General features: G+C 58.2%; 14 protein-coding genes and 1 pseudogene. 6 read left to right on the forward strand and 9 right to left on the reverse strand.

Translation table 11 applies throughout. The features are described from left to right. Window positions 1-28 precede the first annotated feature (28 nt). Complete coding sequence (locus ATY78_RS11665; RefSeq protein ID WP_088682484.1) at window positions 29-859, reverse strand: alpha/beta hydrolase; 831 nt, start codon at window positions 857-859, stop codon at window positions 29-31. A 124-nt stretch (window positions 860-983) separates the two neighbouring features. Here ATY78_RS11665 and ATY78_RS11670 point away from each other — a divergent pair, with 124 nt between their 5' ends. Next, on the forward strand, window positions 984-1553 hold the full coding sequence (locus tag ATY78_RS11670) for a TetR/AcrR family transcriptional regulator (RefSeq protein WP_088682485.1): 570 nt from the start codon (window positions 984-986) through the stop codon (window positions 1551-1553). Between the two features lie 211 nt (window positions 1554-1764). Beyond that, window positions 1765-2304, forward strand: a complete 540-nt coding sequence (locus tag ATY78_RS11675; RefSeq protein WP_280950437.1) for an NAD-binding protein — start codon at window positions 1765-1767, stop codon at window positions 2302-2304. 561 nt (window positions 2305-2865) lie between these two features. Here the strand turns inward: ATY78_RS11675 and ATY78_RS11685 are convergent. From ATY78_RS11685 to ATY78_RS11710, 6 genes are all read right to left on the reverse strand, one after another. Next, window positions 2866-3231 (reverse strand): MurR/RpiR family transcriptional regulator, encoded by a 366-nt coding sequence (locus ATY78_RS11685; protein WP_088682487.1) that lies wholly within the window; start codon window positions 3229-3231, stop codon window positions 2866-2868. Window positions 3232-3347: 116 nt separating this feature from the next. Continuing rightward, entirely contained in the window at window positions 3348-4340 is a 993-nt protein-coding gene (gene iolG, locus ATY78_RS11690) for an inositol 2-dehydrogenase (RefSeq protein WP_088682488.1), read from the reverse strand. Between the two features lie 42 nt (window positions 4341-4382). Beyond that, on the reverse strand, window positions 4383-5186 hold the full coding sequence (locus ATY78_RS11695) for a TIM barrel protein (RefSeq protein WP_088682489.1): 804 nt from the start codon (window positions 5184-5186) through the stop codon (window positions 4383-4385). An 83-nt stretch (window positions 5187-5269) separates the two neighbouring features. Further along, window positions 5270-6064 carry an ATP-binding cassette domain-containing protein gene (locus ATY78_RS11700; RefSeq protein ID WP_088682490.1) on the reverse strand — a complete coding sequence of 265 codons (795 nt, stop codon included), beginning with the start codon at window positions 6062-6064 and terminating at the stop codon, window positions 5270-5272. Between the two features lie 2 nt (window positions 6065-6066). Beyond that, on the reverse strand, window positions 6067-7188 hold the full coding sequence (locus tag ATY78_RS11705; RefSeq protein ID WP_088682491.1) for an ABC transporter permease: 1122 nt from the start codon (window positions 7186-7188) through the stop codon (window positions 6067-6069). Between the two features lie 124 nt (window positions 7189-7312). Next, window positions 7313-8260, reverse strand: coding sequence for a sugar ABC transporter substrate-binding protein (locus ATY78_RS11710; RefSeq protein WP_088682492.1), 948 nt, complete (start codon window positions 8258-8260; stop codon window positions 7313-7315). Window positions 8261-8434: 174 nt separating this feature from the next. Between ATY78_RS11710 and ATY78_RS11715 the strand changes: the two genes are divergently transcribed. From ATY78_RS11715 to ATY78_RS11725, 3 genes are all read left to right on the forward strand, one after another. Beyond that, window positions 8435-9430 (forward strand): LacI family DNA-binding transcriptional regulator, encoded by a 996-nt coding sequence (locus tag ATY78_RS11715; RefSeq protein ID WP_088682493.1) that lies wholly within the window; start codon window positions 8435-8437, stop codon window positions 9428-9430. A gap of 332 nt (window positions 9431-9762) precedes the next feature. Next, window positions 9763-10029, forward strand: coding sequence for a type II toxin-antitoxin system ParD family antitoxin (locus ATY78_RS11720; protein ID WP_025418433.1), 267 nt, complete (start codon window positions 9763-9765; stop codon window positions 10027-10029). Next, window positions 10026-10322 carry a type II toxin-antitoxin system RelE/ParE family toxin gene (locus ATY78_RS11725; protein ID WP_088682494.1) on the forward strand — a complete coding sequence of 99 codons (297 nt, stop codon included), beginning with the start codon at window positions 10026-10028 and terminating at the stop codon, window positions 10320-10322. Before ATY78_RS11720 ends, ATY78_RS11725 begins: the two co-directional genes overlap by 4 nt. Window positions 10323-10566: 244 nt before the next feature. Here ATY78_RS11725 and ATY78_RS11730 read toward each other — a convergent pair whose 3' ends face one another. Next, window positions 10567-11727 carry an amidase family protein gene (locus ATY78_RS11730; protein WP_088682495.1) on the reverse strand — a complete coding sequence of 387 codons (1161 nt, stop codon included), beginning with the start codon at window positions 11725-11727 and terminating at the stop codon, window positions 10567-10569. Window positions 11728-12329: 602 nt separating this feature from the next. Between ATY78_RS11730 and ATY78_RS11735 the strand changes: the two genes are divergently transcribed. Continuing rightward, complete coding sequence (locus tag ATY78_RS11735; protein ID WP_088682496.1) at window positions 12330-14312, forward strand: diguanylate cyclase; 1983 nt, start codon at window positions 12330-12332, stop codon at window positions 14310-14312. A 460-nt stretch (window positions 14313-14772) separates the two neighbouring features. On the opposite strand, the pseudogene ATY78_RS11740 reads toward ATY78_RS11735, so the two are convergent. Then, a pseudogene (locus ATY78_RS11740) lies at window positions 14773-15518 on the reverse strand (transposase); the annotation flags it as partial. Window positions 15519-15593 lie beyond the last annotated feature (75 nt).

The raw sequence follows: 15593 nt of genomic DNA on the forward strand, positions 1-15593 counted from the left end.
CTGAATTTGTTGTGCTGTTTGCGGACTATTAGCGAAGGAACTCAACAACCTGCTGTGCGAACAGCTTGTGGTGCTGGAAGATCGCGCCATGGCCCGTTGCCGGGAAAATGCTCACCTGCGCATTGGGCAGGCGCTTTGCGAGCTCGAAGGAGTTCACCGTGGGCACCATGATGTCTGCGTCTCCGTTCACGACCAGAACCGGATGTTCGACGGTGCTCAGGTCGATTGCGTCGCTCGTGCCCCAATTATCGATGGCGGCGATCTGCGCGCCGATAGTCTCATCCCGCGCGGCTGCATCGCGGTGTTCCGCGCGCTCTTCCAGGCGTGCCAGGAATGCGTCGCCAGCAGCCTGCCCGTCGGCCGTCTCGGTGAAAAACAGGAAGTGCTTCGGGTGCTTTCCCGTCTCTCCAGCCTTCTGAAAGGCATTTTGGATCAGGCCGCCGACACCCGATATGCCCTCCCCTCCTGCTGGGCCGGTTCCAGCAAGAATGATCTTACGAACGAGCCCAGGTTCGCGCTGGACGAAGGCTTGAGCAACGAACCCTCCGAGCGAAAATCCAAAGAGGTCGATCTTCTCCAGCCCCAAGGCTTTGACAAAGGCGACGGCATCCGCAGCCATTTCCTCTACGGTCGTGGGGGCAATGCCATCGGTTCCACCAACTCCGCGATTGTCGAAAAGAATAACAGGATGGTTGGCGGCAATTCCTTCGATCAACCGCGGATCCCAGTCATCCATAACGCCAGTCAGATGATGGAGGAAAAGAACGGGCACGCCGTCCGTCGGACCCAGTGTGCGATACACGAACTTGGTCCCGTTCACGTCAACTTTCTTGGTTTCGGCAGTCGCAAAGGTCGTCATGGGTAGCGTCTCTTTCAAAAACACATCGTCGCCAACGGAATGTTGGCTTTAGATAACGATCGTGATATAACGAACGTTATGCTATCCCTGTCTGTACATGTCAAGCGGTGAATTGGAGTGATTGATGAGATATCCCCCCGACCAGAAGGCGAAGGCGCGGGCCGCGATGGTGGAGGCTGGAGCCAAAGCTCTTCGGCAGAATGGATTTAACGGGATAGGAGTGGATGGGCTCGCGTCTGCAGCGGGTGTAACCTCGGGTGCGTTCTACTCAAACTTCGCCAACAAGGAGGCACTGCTCCAGGAAGTCATCGGGGCCTGCCTCGGTGAACCGTTTGTCAACGCGGAGGGCACGGTTTCAGAGCGTCGACAGAAGCTGAAAGAATGGCTGACCGTGTACTTTAGCGTCGCTCATCGAGATAGTCCGGGCACTGGATGCGTAATGCCCGCCCTGAGCGCGGACGTCGCGCGTGCCAGCGGCGATGTCCGCGACACCTATACTGGACGGATCAAGTTCCTGGTTACGAAAATCGCCGAAGTTGTAGAAGGCGAAATTCACGAACGCGAACGGAAGGCGTGGAATATCATCGCGTTGATGATTGGTTCAGTTTCTGCTGCGCGCGCTATGTCCGACCAGCAATATGCGGAAGCCGCTCTTAGTTTCGCCTCGGCATCGGCAATGGCGCAAATAGGATGAGCTGAAACGAGATGATGAAGTGCGGCACCTCGGTCGGGCTAATCGCGAGCTTAACCGAGCATCGAGCGCGCTGACAGAGGCGATAGAATTACTCGCTTCACATCGAGCAGCGCCATCGTGGCGTCGGTACTCTTGGTAGCGACGGCGCACTTACCTTCCTCAAGGAAGGGGCTGTCATACTTGAATGATGGATGCGCCAGTCTAGGGCGGCGTGTCGCGCGCGCGGACCGGTGCCCTCGCGATCATGGTTGGCGGCGAGGATGATGGCTTCGCCAAAATCGAGCCTGTGCTGCGGACAATGGGATCGTCGATTATCCGAACGGGCCCGGTTGGCACTGCTCATGCGATGAAAGCGTTAAACAATCTTGTGAGCGCCGGCGGTTTCCTCATCGGGGTCGAAGCCCTGCTGATCGGCCAGAAGTTTGGGCTCGACCCATCCCTCATGGTCGATGTTCTTAACGTGTCGACCGGCATGAACAATTCGACCCAGAAGAAGCTAAAGCAGTTCGTGCTGTCGCCGAGGTTCGATGCGGGCTTCGGGCTTGACCTGATGGTTAAGGACTTGGGCATCGCGCCGGGCGTCGCCAAGGCCACGGATACGACTGTCCCATTTTCGGGACTGTGCCTGAATCTTTGGTCCTGCGCCCGGAAGGCGCTCGGCCGAGGTCAGGATCACACAGCTTTGGCCCGTTTTGTCGAATTGCTCGCCGGAACGGAACTGACGGACGGAAAGGCAAGGCGGGAAACATAGCAATGGGCATCGCGGATCTGAGTGTCCAACGAGTCTCGTATTCGCGGCAGTTCGGGTAAAGCCTTTCCACTCAAATCGCGTCTGCGGCAGGCGCAGAGGTTACAATCATTTCGCGCAACCGGGCGAGGCTGAACGCCGTACTCTACGAAGGTGTTAGCTCGATCGTAGAGCTGATCTTGAAAGAGGGCTGGTCAACCTCGACTTCGCGGATGTCACTGCGGTTACGTGGGACATGGGCATGGCCGTGACGAGGACCGGAGAAACTGCGGGACGAGCTGCCGTGGCGGCCAAGGCCTGAGCCTTTTCGAACTCGATGAAACGGCCAACCGAATCCGGGAAGAGGTCAACGCAAATGCGGAAATCATCTTCGGCGCAACCGGGCTTGGACTGGCTGCCTAAGTACCTCCTCGCCTCAAGCACGTTGCCAGACCTCCATCATCGCTGTGCTACCGGCCGGCTGACGAAACGCCAAACTTCAATCAGTTCAGAATTGGAAAGCGGATTCTGGCGAACGGTGGAACGTGAGAATAATCTCGAGCGTGTCGATGACTGGCATGAAGATCATCTAATCCATCTGGACGGAGGTGCGCACCTTTCCGCGGAGGGGAGCCCTGCTCGCGCATGTGAGGTCAACACTGGATCAGGAGAATCTGTGGCGGAGCTGCGAAGGTGTTCTCGTACCATTGTGCGGAGCTCGGCGAATGTCCGAAACCCAATGTACTGTGCAAGCCGGTGGACGGTCGTTGGTGAAACGCTGCATCTACGTGCAAACGCGGCAGCACTTTCGAAGGCAATCGTTTCCGGTCGTTCCAAAATCAGCCTCGCGATCTGTTCGAGACTGTTGGGAAAGACGATCTTCCGCTTGGCGATCAGGTATTTCATTTCCTGTAGCGTCGCGGGAGGACGGTGGTCTCTATCCTGTAGCATTGCGCTTCACCTTCCAAAGAACCCGCTTCCGGTAATCTTTGGCGACCCGGAGGCTCTGAGGTATCTCATCCTTGATGCCGATGCGGCCATGTTCCACACGGCCGCATCAAAAGCATTTAGTCGACCTGAACCGGCCTGCCCGTCTGCCAGCTTACGGTGGCCGCCTCCGCCAGTTTCTGAGCCTCTAGGCCATCAAGTCCGCCGGGCTTGGGCGAGCGATCGCCTCTTTCGACCGCATCGATGAAGGCATTGATCTCGTTGGCGTAGGCTTGCGCGTAGCGCTCGAGGAAGAAATATTGAACAGGATCGCCGCTCACGCCGTCTGCATTGGAAAGTTCGACGCTTGTTGCATGGATATTCTTCGCCGCAAGCATACCGGCGGCTCCATGCACTTCGATGCGCTGGTCATAGCCATAAGTTGCCCGGCGGGAATTGGTGATGACGGCAATGCGCCCCGAAGCCGTCTGCATCTGGACGGCGGCGGTATCCACATCGCCCTCGGCGCCGATTGCCTTGTCGACGAGAGACGACCCAAGCGCGTTCACGACGACGAATTCCTCCCCCATGAGAAAGCGAGCCATATCGAAGTCATGGATCATCATGTCCCGGAACAGGCCGCCGGAGGATTTGACGTAGTCGGCCGGCGGCGGCGCGGGATCTCGGCTGGTGATCGTCACGATCTCGATTTCGCCGATATCGCCGCGGCGCAGGCGCGCTTCCACGCTGGCAAAGTTCGGGTCAAACCGGCGATTGAAACCGATCATGAAGGTCGATTTGTTCTTCTCGACGACGTCGAGGCAGGCATTGATGCGCTCGACCGACAGGGAAACCGGCTTTTCGCAGAGTATTGCCTTGCCGGCCCTCGCCGCCGCCTCGATGAGATCGGCGTGGCTGGGGGTTGGTGTCGCGATGAGGATCGCATCGACGTTTGGGGTCTTGATGACATCTTCCGCATCGGCAACCGCGGCGCCCGTCTGCGCGGCCAGTGCCTCAGCTGATGCTCTGAAGGCATCCGCCACGTAGACGAGCTTGGCCTTGGGGTTCGCCGCAATGGTCGCGGCGTGCACCTTGCCTATCCGGCCAGCGCCGATCACTCCAAACCTGATCATTGATATTTCTCCGTGATATGTAGGTGTTGACTATCGAAATCTTCAAACAGTGAAGGCGTCGCGGAAGCGGGCAAGCGCCGTCTCATCATCGCCGGAGGCCCAGGCTTCCATGCCGATGGTACCGCGATAACCCATTTCCTTGAGCGCACGGGCGATTGCCTTGTAGTTGATTTCTCCGGTGCCCGGTTCCATGCGGCCGGGAACATCCGCCACCTGGATTTCACCGATATGGGGCAGCGCGCGCCGGCATAGCTCGATCAGGTTTCCTTCGCCGATCTGGGCGTGATAGAGGTCGAGATTGAGCTTCAGAGATGGTCGGTTTACCGACGAGACGAGAGCAAGCGTATCTTCCGCCTTGGCAAACGGCGTCTTGGGGTGATCGACGGCTTCATTGAGGTTTTCGAGCACAAAGGTGACGCCCTCTTTCTCTCCAAGGTCGGCGATGCGGTTGAGCGTGTCGCGCGCCTTGAGCCACATGGCGCCCGTTACCTTTTCGGCCTTGACCACCGGCAGCCCCTGGCCATCGAGACCGGTCCCGTGCAGGTTGAGGCGCGGGTAACCGAGCTCTCTGGCGATCGGGATCGATTGCTTCGCAGTTCTTAGCAATTCGTCGGCGCCCTCATCATCCGCGAGCGTGCCGGTCACATAGCCCGTCATTGAAGAGAAGACCGCCCCGGATTTTGCTAGGGTGGCGATGTCATGTTTCGTCCAGTCCCAGATCTCGGCATGAAAGCCAAGTTCGGTGATGCGCTTTAGCCTGTCGAGCACAGGAAGCGACTTGAAGACCATCTCAGCGCAGACCGCGAGCGTGAAGGGGGATGAGGCATTCGACGAGCCGTCGTTCATGACCGTATTCCATGTTTGATAGTTGAGTGAAAGGGGGCGACGGCCTTTGGAAGGCAACCGGCGCCGCCTCAGTAGTAAGCCGGCTAGATCGTTCCGCCGAGCTCTTCGGACAATTGCTGCAGTTCCTTGCCACCAGCCATGAGGTTCTGAAGCTCATCCATCGCGATATCCGCTTTGGCAAAAGTGCCAAGCGTCTGGCCGCGATTGAGGATGGTGAAGCGGTCCGCCACCGCATAAGCATGACGGACATTGTGGGTGATAAAAATGACGCCCAAACCGTTCTGTCGGACCTGATGGATGTATTTCAGCACCATCGAGGTTTGCGCCACGCCGAGCGCCGAAGTCGGCTCATCGAGAATGAGAATCTTGGCGCCGAAGTAGACCGCACGCGCAATCGCAACGCATTGGCGTTCGCCCCCGGACAGAGTGCCGACCGCCTGATTGGGATCGCGGATATCGATGCCGATCTTACGCATCTCTTCACGTGTGACATCGTTGCAGTGCGTGAGGTCGAGGTGACGGAAGGGGAAGAAGCCCTTGCGGGGCTCTCGTCCCATGAAGAAATTGCGGGTGATCGACATCAGCGGGATCATGGCAAGGTCCTGATAGACGGTCGCGATCCCTGCATCGAGCGCGTCGCGCGGGCTGCGGAAATTGACCGCCTTGCCTTCGACCAGGAACGCACCTCCGCTTGGACGGACGACACCGGAGAGCGTCTTGATCAAGGTGGATTTGCCCGCACCATTGTCTCCAAGGAGGCAAAGCACCTCTCCGGCCGACACCTGCATCGACACGCCGTTGAGTGCAATCACGGAACCGTAGTGCTTGGTGATGTCGGTCACTTCGATGATCGGGGTTCGATTATTGACGTCTGGCATGATCAGCGCTCCCCGGTAACCTTGCGGCGGATGAAATTGTTGAAGAGAACAGCCAGCAACAGCATCGAGCCGAGAAAGACCTGAAACCAGTCGGAGTCGAATTTGGTATAGGTCAGGCCGATGGAAACCGAGCCGAAGATGATCGCTCCGAAGAAGGCGCCGATCGCCGACCCATAGCCGCCTGTGAGCAGGCATCCTCCAATGACGGCGGCGATGATCGCCTCGAACTCTTTCTGAAAACCGCGTCTCGCATCAGTCGACCCCGCGTCAAGCACGGTGATGATGGCGACCAGCGCTGCGGCACACGCCGTCAAGGCGAACAGGCCAGTCTTCACCCTATGGACAGGCACACCCGAGTTTCTTGCTGCATTCGGATCGCCACCGGCTGCGAATATCCAGTTGCCCATGCGGGTGCGCAGCAGGACCCAGGTTGCAGCCAGGGCAAGTGCTACGAACCACAGGACCGACACGGGAATGCCCGTGACCTTCGGCAGGCCATTGGGGAACTTGTCGATCAAGTCGTGATCTGCAAGCCAGACGAATAGGCTCTTCAGAGCATCACCGGAAAAGAGCCCGAGCAGCGGACTGTCCTTCACATGGTCACCGATGCCGCGAAGCTGCGTCGAGCCGCCTGTCGCCCACTTCAGGCCGACGAGCGTCAGGCCGCGAAGAATGAAGAGGAATGCCAGGGTCACAATGAAGGACGGAAGACGGGTATGAATGACGATCTGCCCATTGATCGCACCCATGAACGCGGCAAAGAGCATCGTCATGACGATGGCAACCGAAAGCGGCTGACCGAAGTTCGTGAGGATGACGCCGAAGATCAGTCCGGCAAAAGCCACCATTGAGCCGATCGAGAGATCGAACTCTCCTCCGATCATCAGAAGTGCCGCTGCAATGGCCAGAATCCCCAATTGCGATGCGGGCGCCATGATCGTCATCAGGCCCGAAAGCGAAAACATCGTCGAATCTGCGGTGAGAAAGAAAAAGACGATGACGAGAACGAGGCCTGCCACGGCACCAAGCTCGGGCCGCCGCATCATATGCGTCAGAAAACTCACTTGTTTCACGCGCTCATCGGGTTTCGGCGCGGCCGCCCTTGTCTGCTCAAGCGAAGCCATAACTCCTCCAACGGTACCGTAATTTAGCGTAGCGGCGGCGCTGCTCGACAGCGCGCTCTGTCAACCAAACCCCCTCCCCCTCAGGGGGAGGAGATTCTGGGAGAATGCCTTTCGGCAATTCCGGTTAGCGGATGCCCTTGGCGGAAAGATCCACAACCTGGGCAGCCTTTTCCTTGGTGATAAGGTTCGGGCCGGATGGAACATTACCCCCTGGGATAAGCCCGTATTTGGCATAGTTGGCCAAGAATACGACCGGCAGATAGCCCTGCAGGAACTGCTGCTGATCGATCGCGAATGCAGCCTTGCCGTCGGCCACGGCCTTCAGGAAATCGGCTGAAAGGTCGAATGTCGCCACTTTGGTCTTGCCGGTCATTCCGACATCCTCGACGGCCGCGAGCGACGGTTCGCCGGCCGTGCTCGCACCGAGCGCCATGACGGTATCGACAGCCGTATTGGAACTCAGCGCCGCCTTGAGCTTCGCGCGGACATCGGCCGGATCGTTGCTGACGGGCAGAACCGTGACCTTACCGCCGAAACCATCGGCAAAGCCCTTGCAGCGCAGGTCGAGCGAAACATTGCCGACCTCCTGGTTCACGCAGAGGCCTTCTTTGCCACCCCACTCATGAAGCTTCGCGCCAGCGGCCTTGCCGGCGGTATACTCGTCCTGGCCGACATGCAGAAGTGCTCCCAGCTCCTTGGAAACGTCGGAACCGGAATTGATGGAAATCACCGGAATGCCAGCGGCAACAGCCTTCTTGATGGATGGACCGAGCGCAGAAGCGTCCGGAATGGAGACGATAAGTCCGTCGGGCTTCTGATTGACGGCTGCATCGATAAGCTGCCCCATCGATACCATGTCGAAGGTTTCCGGAGCACGATAATCGACGCTTACATCCATGTCCTTCGCCGCGGCGGTGACGCCATTCTTGACGACGGACCAGAACGGATCATTGGCCTGGCCATGGGTGACGGCAACGATGTGAATGTCTGCGGCGTTGGCGATTGCCGAAGAGCAGAGGAGCGCGCCCACCATGGCTGCGCTCGCAAAAAGTGATTTCAAACCGAATTTCATTTTACCCTCCCAAAAACAGTCCGCCCTATGCGAACCTCCCATTGCTACCGGTAGCAGTCTCCTTTGCACCCGGTAGCAAGTTCTGCGAAGCTACTTTATTATCGACAAAAATCAAGCATCCATTCCATTTTTATTTTTTTGTGGAATATTCATTCCAATTGAGAGGAGACGGGCATGCGCAAACGGGCGACGGCGAAAGAGGTGGCGGAAGCCGCCGGTGTGTCGAAATGGACCGTCATCCGTGCGTTCACGCCCGGTGCATCCATTACGGACACCAGCCGGCAAAAGGTTCTTCAGGCGGCCGAGGCCCTGAATTATTCGCCCAACCTGCTTGCCCGCAGCCTTGCGACGAACACCACACATCAGGTCGCCGTCTTCGTCGACGACTTCGCCAACCCGCACAAGCTCCCGGTTCTGGAGAGGTTGACCGAGCGCCTGCAGGCGGAGGGTCTATTGACCGTATTGATCAACATTAACCGCCATTTCGATCATGTTCACGCATTGATCAATGCCGACCAACGACAATTCGACGCGGTGATCTTGTTCGGCACGGCCTTTCGCGAGGAAACACTGGGCGATCGACGGCTTGGCGCAGGTTTCCCGCCGATGTTCGTTCTTGCGAGGGACAGCCAAATCCCCGGCGTTCCCGCGATCGCTTGCAACGCCGAACTCGCTCTAAGCGAAATCGTCGACTACCTGTTCGACAAGGGATATCGCCGCCCCGGCTTTATGACGGGAGCACGAACCCTGTCGACGGCGCTGGGCAGGCGGCATCACTACGCAAATTTCTGGCGACGGAAAGGCATCGAAAGCGTCGCAGAGTTGGCTGCGGAAAGATATAGCGCACAGGCGGGCGCCGAAGCGGCACGCACTTATTTGAGCACCACTTCGCCCACATCGCGCATCGACGTACTGATGTGTGAAAATGACATCTTGGCCCTGGGAGCGATGGATGTAGCCCGGAGCGAATTCGGGCTTGGCGTTCCACAGAACTTGGCAGTCGTCGGCTTCGACAATATCGAACTCGGCGGGGCTCCCGCCTACGAACTGACCAGCTACGAACAGCCCACTGACGAGATGATCAACGCCATGGTCGAAATGATAACAGGCAAACGCGACGCCGAGATGGTTGTCATGCAGGGCCGACTTGTGCCGAGGTCCTCGGCATGAAGTATCCTTGCGTCGCGCTAGTCGAGCCGCGTTGAAAGGGTCGCTTTGAAAGGGATCGAACCAACGACCCAGCAGTTCCGCTACCTTTATCTATCGGAAGTTCATCCAAGCATACGAGCGTGTGATTTATGACAACCAGATTGGTCTTGCTGCCGAGATCCCGGTCGACAGAACCAGGGTAATGCATAGGCCAAGGCGATCGTCGTAGATGTCTTCAGGCCGATTGCTGAGGCATGAATGGCCGGCGCTGAACAGCGGGAAAAGGTATGATGACTCTTGATAATAGTTGATAAAGAGCCTATCTTGCCTACCAACATCAGATGGAGGACCGTATGATCAGTGCCGAACTGGGAAAACAGCTCGAAAGCTATATCCAGCAACTCGTCGATACTGGTCGCTATGGCTCGAAAAGCGAAGTCCTGCGTGAAGGTGTGCGACTGATCCAGGACCGCGAGACCCGGCTCGCCGCGCTGGACGCCTCCATCATGCGCGGCATTGCCGATGCGGACGCTGGTCGGACGAAGCCGGCGAGCGATGTCTTCGACCGTCTCGACGCCAAATACCGTGCGATGGCTGACAAGGCCGAAAAATCGGCATGATCCTTGAGTTCTCAAGCGAGGCAGAAAACGACCTTGAGCAGATCGCCGATTATATCGCTGAGCACAATCCGTTGCGCGCCCTGTCATTTATCCGGGAGCTGCGGAGCAAATGTGTGGATCTAGTTGATAGTCCGAACGGCTTCGCCCTCATCCCTCGCTACGAGCACCATGGTATTCGTCGTCGTGTTCATGGCAACTACCTGATCTTCTACCGCGTCGAAACTGCGAAGGTAGTCATTATCCATATCTTGCATAGCGCCACCGACTATGGCGCCATCCTGTTCGGCGAATGATTTGAATGTGCCGATCTTAGGGCTACCTCGCACAGTGATGGCAAGCTGAGCGGCTACTCTGCCATCCCACAATCGTTTTTGCAGTTGAACGAACTCGAACCAACGACCTGGGAATTTGTGACACCAGATATCTCATTATCAAGCTGCTATGTTAGCGAGGTATCTATTCGGCTGCTCTTACGCTTTCCGATGTTCTCGAACGGGCGGCGTCCCGTCCGTTTCTCTCTGATGAGGCATTTGCTTTTCATTCGAACCACCGCTGCTTCGCCACATTCACCAGCATTTTGTCGGTGCGCCTGGCACCTATCAAAGAGACTGAAATCCTTCTGCCAGAACCGGGAATCGGAAACACCAGTTGCGGGCAGCCGCTAAGGCCTGAGAGGCACAGAAGTTTGATGCAGGCGGAACGAAATGCAGCGAAGCTTTCCGGCGTGGCATCGCGCGTTGGCGGGCTCATTGCCAATGTCGGAAGAGCCACGACCGCTTTTTCGCAAAGCAATCGGTCGATCTCTTCGGAAAAGAGTTTGGCGATCCCGCGTGCTTCACGCACCTCCCCGTCGTCCAGGCGAGACCCCGATAGAAGACGCGCGGCAATATCGGGCGCAATGGCCTCAGGGCTCCGCTCGAAGAGCGTTTTGTTGCTTTCCCAGGCCTCACTTTGGAGGATGGTGGTGAATGCCAGAGAAAGATCCGCGAGGCTGAAGGAGGAGATCGTATCTATCCTGCGGACAGACATGGCCGCCGACCGAAGGCTGACGATCATCTCGTCGGCGACCGCATCGTCGAGGGTTTCGAAGATATCCTCGACGATGAGAATAGATAAGGGGTGCTCGTTTGTCGCGGGCATGCCGAGGGTACTCATCACCTCTGCGATTGGTTCGAGGCTTCTCGTCATGAACCCCGGTACATCGAAGCTTGGCGCCAGTGGACGCAGCCTGCGGGTGTCAAGGCTTCCATGTGTCGGCCGCCAGCCGACGAGGCCGTTGACGGCGGCGGGCAGCCGGATGGAGCCGGACGTGTCTGTTCCAAGCCCGATATCCGCGAGGCCGGCCGCGACCGCGACGGCCGAGCCCGACGAGGATCCGCCGGGAATGAGGTCGGGATTGCCGGGATTGATCGGCATGCCGAAGTGGATGTTACCGCCGACAAGCGAATAGGCGAGCTCATCCGTATTGGTTTTGCCGACGAAACAAGCGCCGGCATCTAGCAGCGTCCGGACCAAAGGCGCCGTTGACGTCTTGATACCTGAGGCAGCGAGTATCGTGGCATTGCCGGCAGCTGTGGGATAACCGGCAACGTCGAAAAGATCCTTTACTGCCAGGCGAAAGCCAGAGAGCGGGCCGGTGGCCGCATGCCCGACATTGACAGTCGGATAGGGCATGAATGCATTCCACCGATCTTGCACTTGCCCGCTCCCTAGATCTTCAGCTGGTACGATGGCTGCGCCGAGGCGAACGACGAGGCGATACGCACGGCAATGACCTTCTTTCATCGCTTGAATGGCCTTGTCAGCGTAGATGGTATCGGCCTGACGACCGCGATGATCTGTGAAACCGGGGCGACGACGAGCAGCGCAGCCACCCTGCAGTACCGTCTTGCCGACCAAGGTGACGGCCCGTGACCGACGCGGGCGGCCGATGGAGCAACGTTGATCCGTTTTTCCCGAACTCTATCCGAATCGCGCAGGCAATTTCGCTCGCGCTTTAGTTAAAGCACCCTTTGTTAACATCTCGCCACGCCTTTATCGCTCCTGTCTATCGAGCACTGTCTCGGTGTGCCGACGAGCTTCGGCGCCGCTGCCGAACTCATCACGTCACGAATGAATTGTGGCGCTTTCCCTCGATGCCCATCCATGCACGACGTCTTGATGCTGTCCTCGAGGGGGAAGCCGGACAGGTTTGCTTCCAACGACTGAGGTAAATGCATGATCTTGAGCAGTTTTCTGGTTATTGACACGCGAGCGATCGGTGTAAAGGGATGGTCGATCTCGCAGGCTGGAGCGCTGAAATGAGCAGCATCGGCATCAGCGCGTTATTAAAGATCGTCTTCAGACCGAAGGTGAACCGGAAAACACGCCATACGCTGGCGTCGCGGGCATTGCGGCTTGCGGCACTGCGCATCGCGCTCGTCTGCGCCTGTGCGGGCGGCGTGTCCTATTTCATCAATCATGCAGCACTTGAGCAGTCGGTGCGCAAGCAGCTCTCGCTTTCCACCGAACAGGCCTTGCAGCGCGAGTCTCTGCCATTCCGCGAGGTGAAGGATCTCGAAAAGAATTTCCTGGCCGAGTTCGACCGGATCTACGCGGCAGCGGAAGCCCGGCAATCATTGGCACTCGATTTCGACCATATTTTCTATCGCCATGAGGACGGATCCTATACCCAGCGCCCGGGATTGTTCGAAGGCGAGCCGTTGCCTGATGGGCGCAGGTTTCCCGGCATGTCGGCGACTTACGCGCCTGACGTGACGCCGGATGAGGACGTCAAGACACGGTTTGCGCTGTCGTATCTGCTCTCTTACCAATTCGGTTCTGCCACCAAAGGCCGCCTCTTCAATTTCTACGGCGTGGTGCCGGAAAAAGGTTTCCCGATCTATCAGGCTGCCGACATCGCCAAGGTATTCCAATATGAAGGCCCGGATGCACTGAAGCTCGAGACCTTCGAATTTTACTCCCGCGGGTTCGGCGGGCCGCAAAACGATACTTTCTTCACGCGCATCTATTGGGATCCCTCCAACAATGCGTGGATGACGACGATCGCGACGCCCGACGCGCCTGACGCTTCGGGCAAACATCGCATCATGGCCTGTGTCGACGTACTGCTTGACGATCTGATGAAACGAACCGCCAGCCCGACACTGCCGGGCGCCCGGGCGACGATCTTTGCCGCCGATACTCAGGGCACGTTGATCTTCGACGGCAAATACGCCGATAAGATCACTGCCAGCGCCGGGGAAGCCTCGATTTCCTCTCTTGAAATCGCCGACTACCAGCCTTTGCTGAAGGCAAGCCAGTCGATCGAAGCAGGTTCGGTGTCGCTCATCGACAGCGCTGGTGAAATTGCCGCCGTCGGCCGGATCCCGGATACGCCCTGGGTGCTCGCCGTCCACTATCCGAAATCTCTGATGCGATCCGCCATCCTCACCAATCTCGGGATCGTCATCGCGGTCGGGCTGCTGACCCTGTTCGTCGAACTTTTCATCCTCCGTTCGATCCTGCAGAAGCAGGTCGCCGAACCGCTGGTGCGATTGATCCACGCCACGCAGCTGGTCGGCCGTTCCGGCGTTACCGTTGCCAATGACGCCCTGCCCACGCACTCCGACGACGAGATCGGCGAGCTTGCCCGCGATTTTGCCTCGATGGCCGCCCGCGTTCACGCCGCCCATGAAGCGCTTGAGGGGAAGATACGGGATCGAACGTCCGAGCTGGAGCGGCTCAATCAGAGGCTCCTGACGATCAGCCAGACGGACGAGATGACGGGCGTGGCCAACCGGCGTCGCTTCGACGAGGTTCTCGCAAGCGAGCTCGCCGGGCTTGGGCAGGGTCAGGACCTGCTGATGCTTGCCATGGTGGATGCCGATTGGTTCAAGGGCTACAACGACCGATACGGCCATCCGGCGGGAGACGCCTGCCTGAAGGAAATCGCCGGGGTGCTGGAACGCAATACGCGCAGCAAACAGGACCTCGTTGCCCGTTATGGCGGAGAGGAATTCGCTATCATCGCGCGGATTGCCTCAGCCGGCAACGCGCCCGTCATCGGACAGGCCCTCTGTTCGGCAATGGCGGCCGTCAAGCTGGCGCATGAGGGGTCGCCCTTCGGGCAGGTAACGATCAGCGTCGGCATTGCGCTGGCGACACCGGATCAAAATATCTCCCCGGAGGCGCTGTTGCTCGAAGCCGATCGCGCGCTTTATCGCGCCAAGCAGCGTGGCCGGAATCAAGCCGTCATTGCCGAGCCTTCTGCGGACATGCAGATCCAACAGATAAGCACCTGAAAGCTGGCGCCAGCACGTCAACCAGTTGGGCCTATCCAATGTCGCCGCCGGTCATTCTGGAATTGGGTTAGCACGCATCACGCTGAGATTCCGTCTTCCGACGTCTGACTGCAGTTGATGGGAATCGAACTTCAAATCCGGCTGTTTGACACTTCGATGCCGGTTAGCCCCAAAGGCATGAAAGGGGTGCCGCTAAGAAACCGTCGCCGAATGGGAGAACTGTTTCACCGTCATAGAGCACAAGGCCTAAACGGAAATCGCTGCCTGCAGCCTGCGCCACCTTTCGCAGACCTCTGAAATCCGCTGCAGAGACTGTTGCGGATGCTTTGACTTCCAAAGCCACAAGCGAACCCGCTTCATTTTCGATAATGAGACCTGTGACCTGCCACTGAATTTTCATCCGGCGGCGATTAGAGCTTCGGCGGTTTTGAATACGCCAAGTGGCGCGGTGTGAGCAACCGGCGGAAACGCATTCGCGCGTCACGTCATCAACGACATTGAGGACCCGGAATCGTCTGCCACAGGCGAACTGGTCATGGACGAAATCCAGCGACCAGCGGGCATTGGCTTTCGCCTCGACCAGAATCGGTGCACGCGTGCCGACAGCACGCCGCCGGGCCTTTCGCTTGCGAACGGAAAGCCCTTCCTCGCGGTAAAGACGCCTAACGGTGATTGCATGCAATCACCTACCGGCCAGGGGGTAGATGCGATTGACGCCGGACGGCTCTCCATCCCGCCGAAGCAGGATGAACAGCCGACGGTAGCCGAAACGCCGCCGCTCATTGGCGAGGTCGCGCGACTTTGCTCGCAACTCGGTCTCCGGTGGTCGGTTCGACTGGTAGCGGCTCGTCTTGCGGTCGGCGGATATGATCTGGCAGGCCCGCCGTTCCGAAAGACTCATGATGGTCTTCAGATGGGTGACGGCTTCACGCTTGGCGGCAGGCCCTACCATTTTTTTGAAAGAAACTCGCGCAGTGCTGCGGCGTCCAACATCTGCTCGGCCAGGAGCTTCTTCAGCCTGGCATTCTCATCTTCAAGCGCCTTCAGCCGCTTCGCCTCAGAGACCTCCATGCCGCCGTATTTGGCTTTCCAATTGTAAAACGTGGCTTCCGAAATCCCGTGCTTGCGGCAGAGATCGGCCGCCTTCGCACCAGCCTCCTGCTCCTTCAGCACCGCAATTATCTGCTCTTCAGTGGCATCAACCAGAGGGCATCAAGTTTGTTATTTTATAAGATTCGCAACATCTTAGTGCCGCACTTGCCTCCACTTGGATCATACGTC

The sequence above is a fragment of the Rhizobium sp. R635 genome (assembly GCF_002211285.1).
Classification (GTDB): Bacteria; Pseudomonadota; Alphaproteobacteria; order Rhizobiales; family Rhizobiaceae; genus Rhizobium.

Excerpts from the sequence above, each read along its gene's own strand:
- ATY78_RS11705 (WP_088682491.1), bottom strand. The coding sequence starts at position 7,188 with ATGGCTTCGCTTGAGCAGACAAGGGCGGCCGCGCCGAAACCCGATGAG.
- ATY78_RS11715 (WP_088682493.1), top strand. The coding sequence starts at position 8,435 with ATGCGCAAACGGGCGACGGCGAAAGAGGTGGCGGAAGCCGCCGGTGTG.
- ATY78_RS11720 (WP_025418433.1), top strand. The coding sequence starts at position 9,763 with ATGATCAGTGCCGAACTGGGAAAACAGCTCGAAAGCTATATCCAGCAA.
- iolG (WP_088682488.1), bottom strand. The coding sequence starts at position 4,340 with ATGATCAGGTTTGGAGTGATCGGCGCTGGCCGGATAGGCAAGGTGCAC.
- ATY78_RS11665 (WP_088682484.1), bottom strand. The coding sequence starts at position 859 with ATGACGACCTTTGCGACTGCCGAAACCAAGAAAGTTGACGTGAACGGG.
- ATY78_RS11670 (WP_088682485.1), top strand. The coding sequence starts at position 984 with ATGAGATATCCCCCCGACCAGAAGGCGAAGGCGCGGGCCGCGATGGTG.
- ATY78_RS11685 (WP_088682487.1), bottom strand. The coding sequence starts at position 3,231 with ATGCTACAGGATAGAGACCACCGTCCTCCCGCGACGCTACAGGAAATG.
- ATY78_RS11710 (WP_088682492.1), bottom strand. The coding sequence starts at position 8,260 with ATGAAATTCGGTTTGAAATCACTTTTTGCGAGCGCAGCCATGGTGGGC.
- ATY78_RS11725 (WP_088682494.1), top strand. The coding sequence starts at position 10,026 with ATGATCCTTGAGTTCTCAAGCGAGGCAGAAAACGACCTTGAGCAGATC.
- ATY78_RS11695 (WP_088682489.1), bottom strand. The coding sequence starts at position 5,186 with ATGAACGACGGCTCGTCGAATGCCTCATCCCCCTTCACGCTCGCGGTC.
- ATY78_RS11735 (WP_088682496.1), top strand. The coding sequence starts at position 12,330 with ATGAGCAGCATCGGCATCAGCGCGTTATTAAAGATCGTCTTCAGACCG.
- ATY78_RS11700 (WP_088682490.1), bottom strand. The coding sequence starts at position 6,064 with ATGCCAGACGTCAATAATCGAACCCCGATCATCGAAGTGACCGACATC.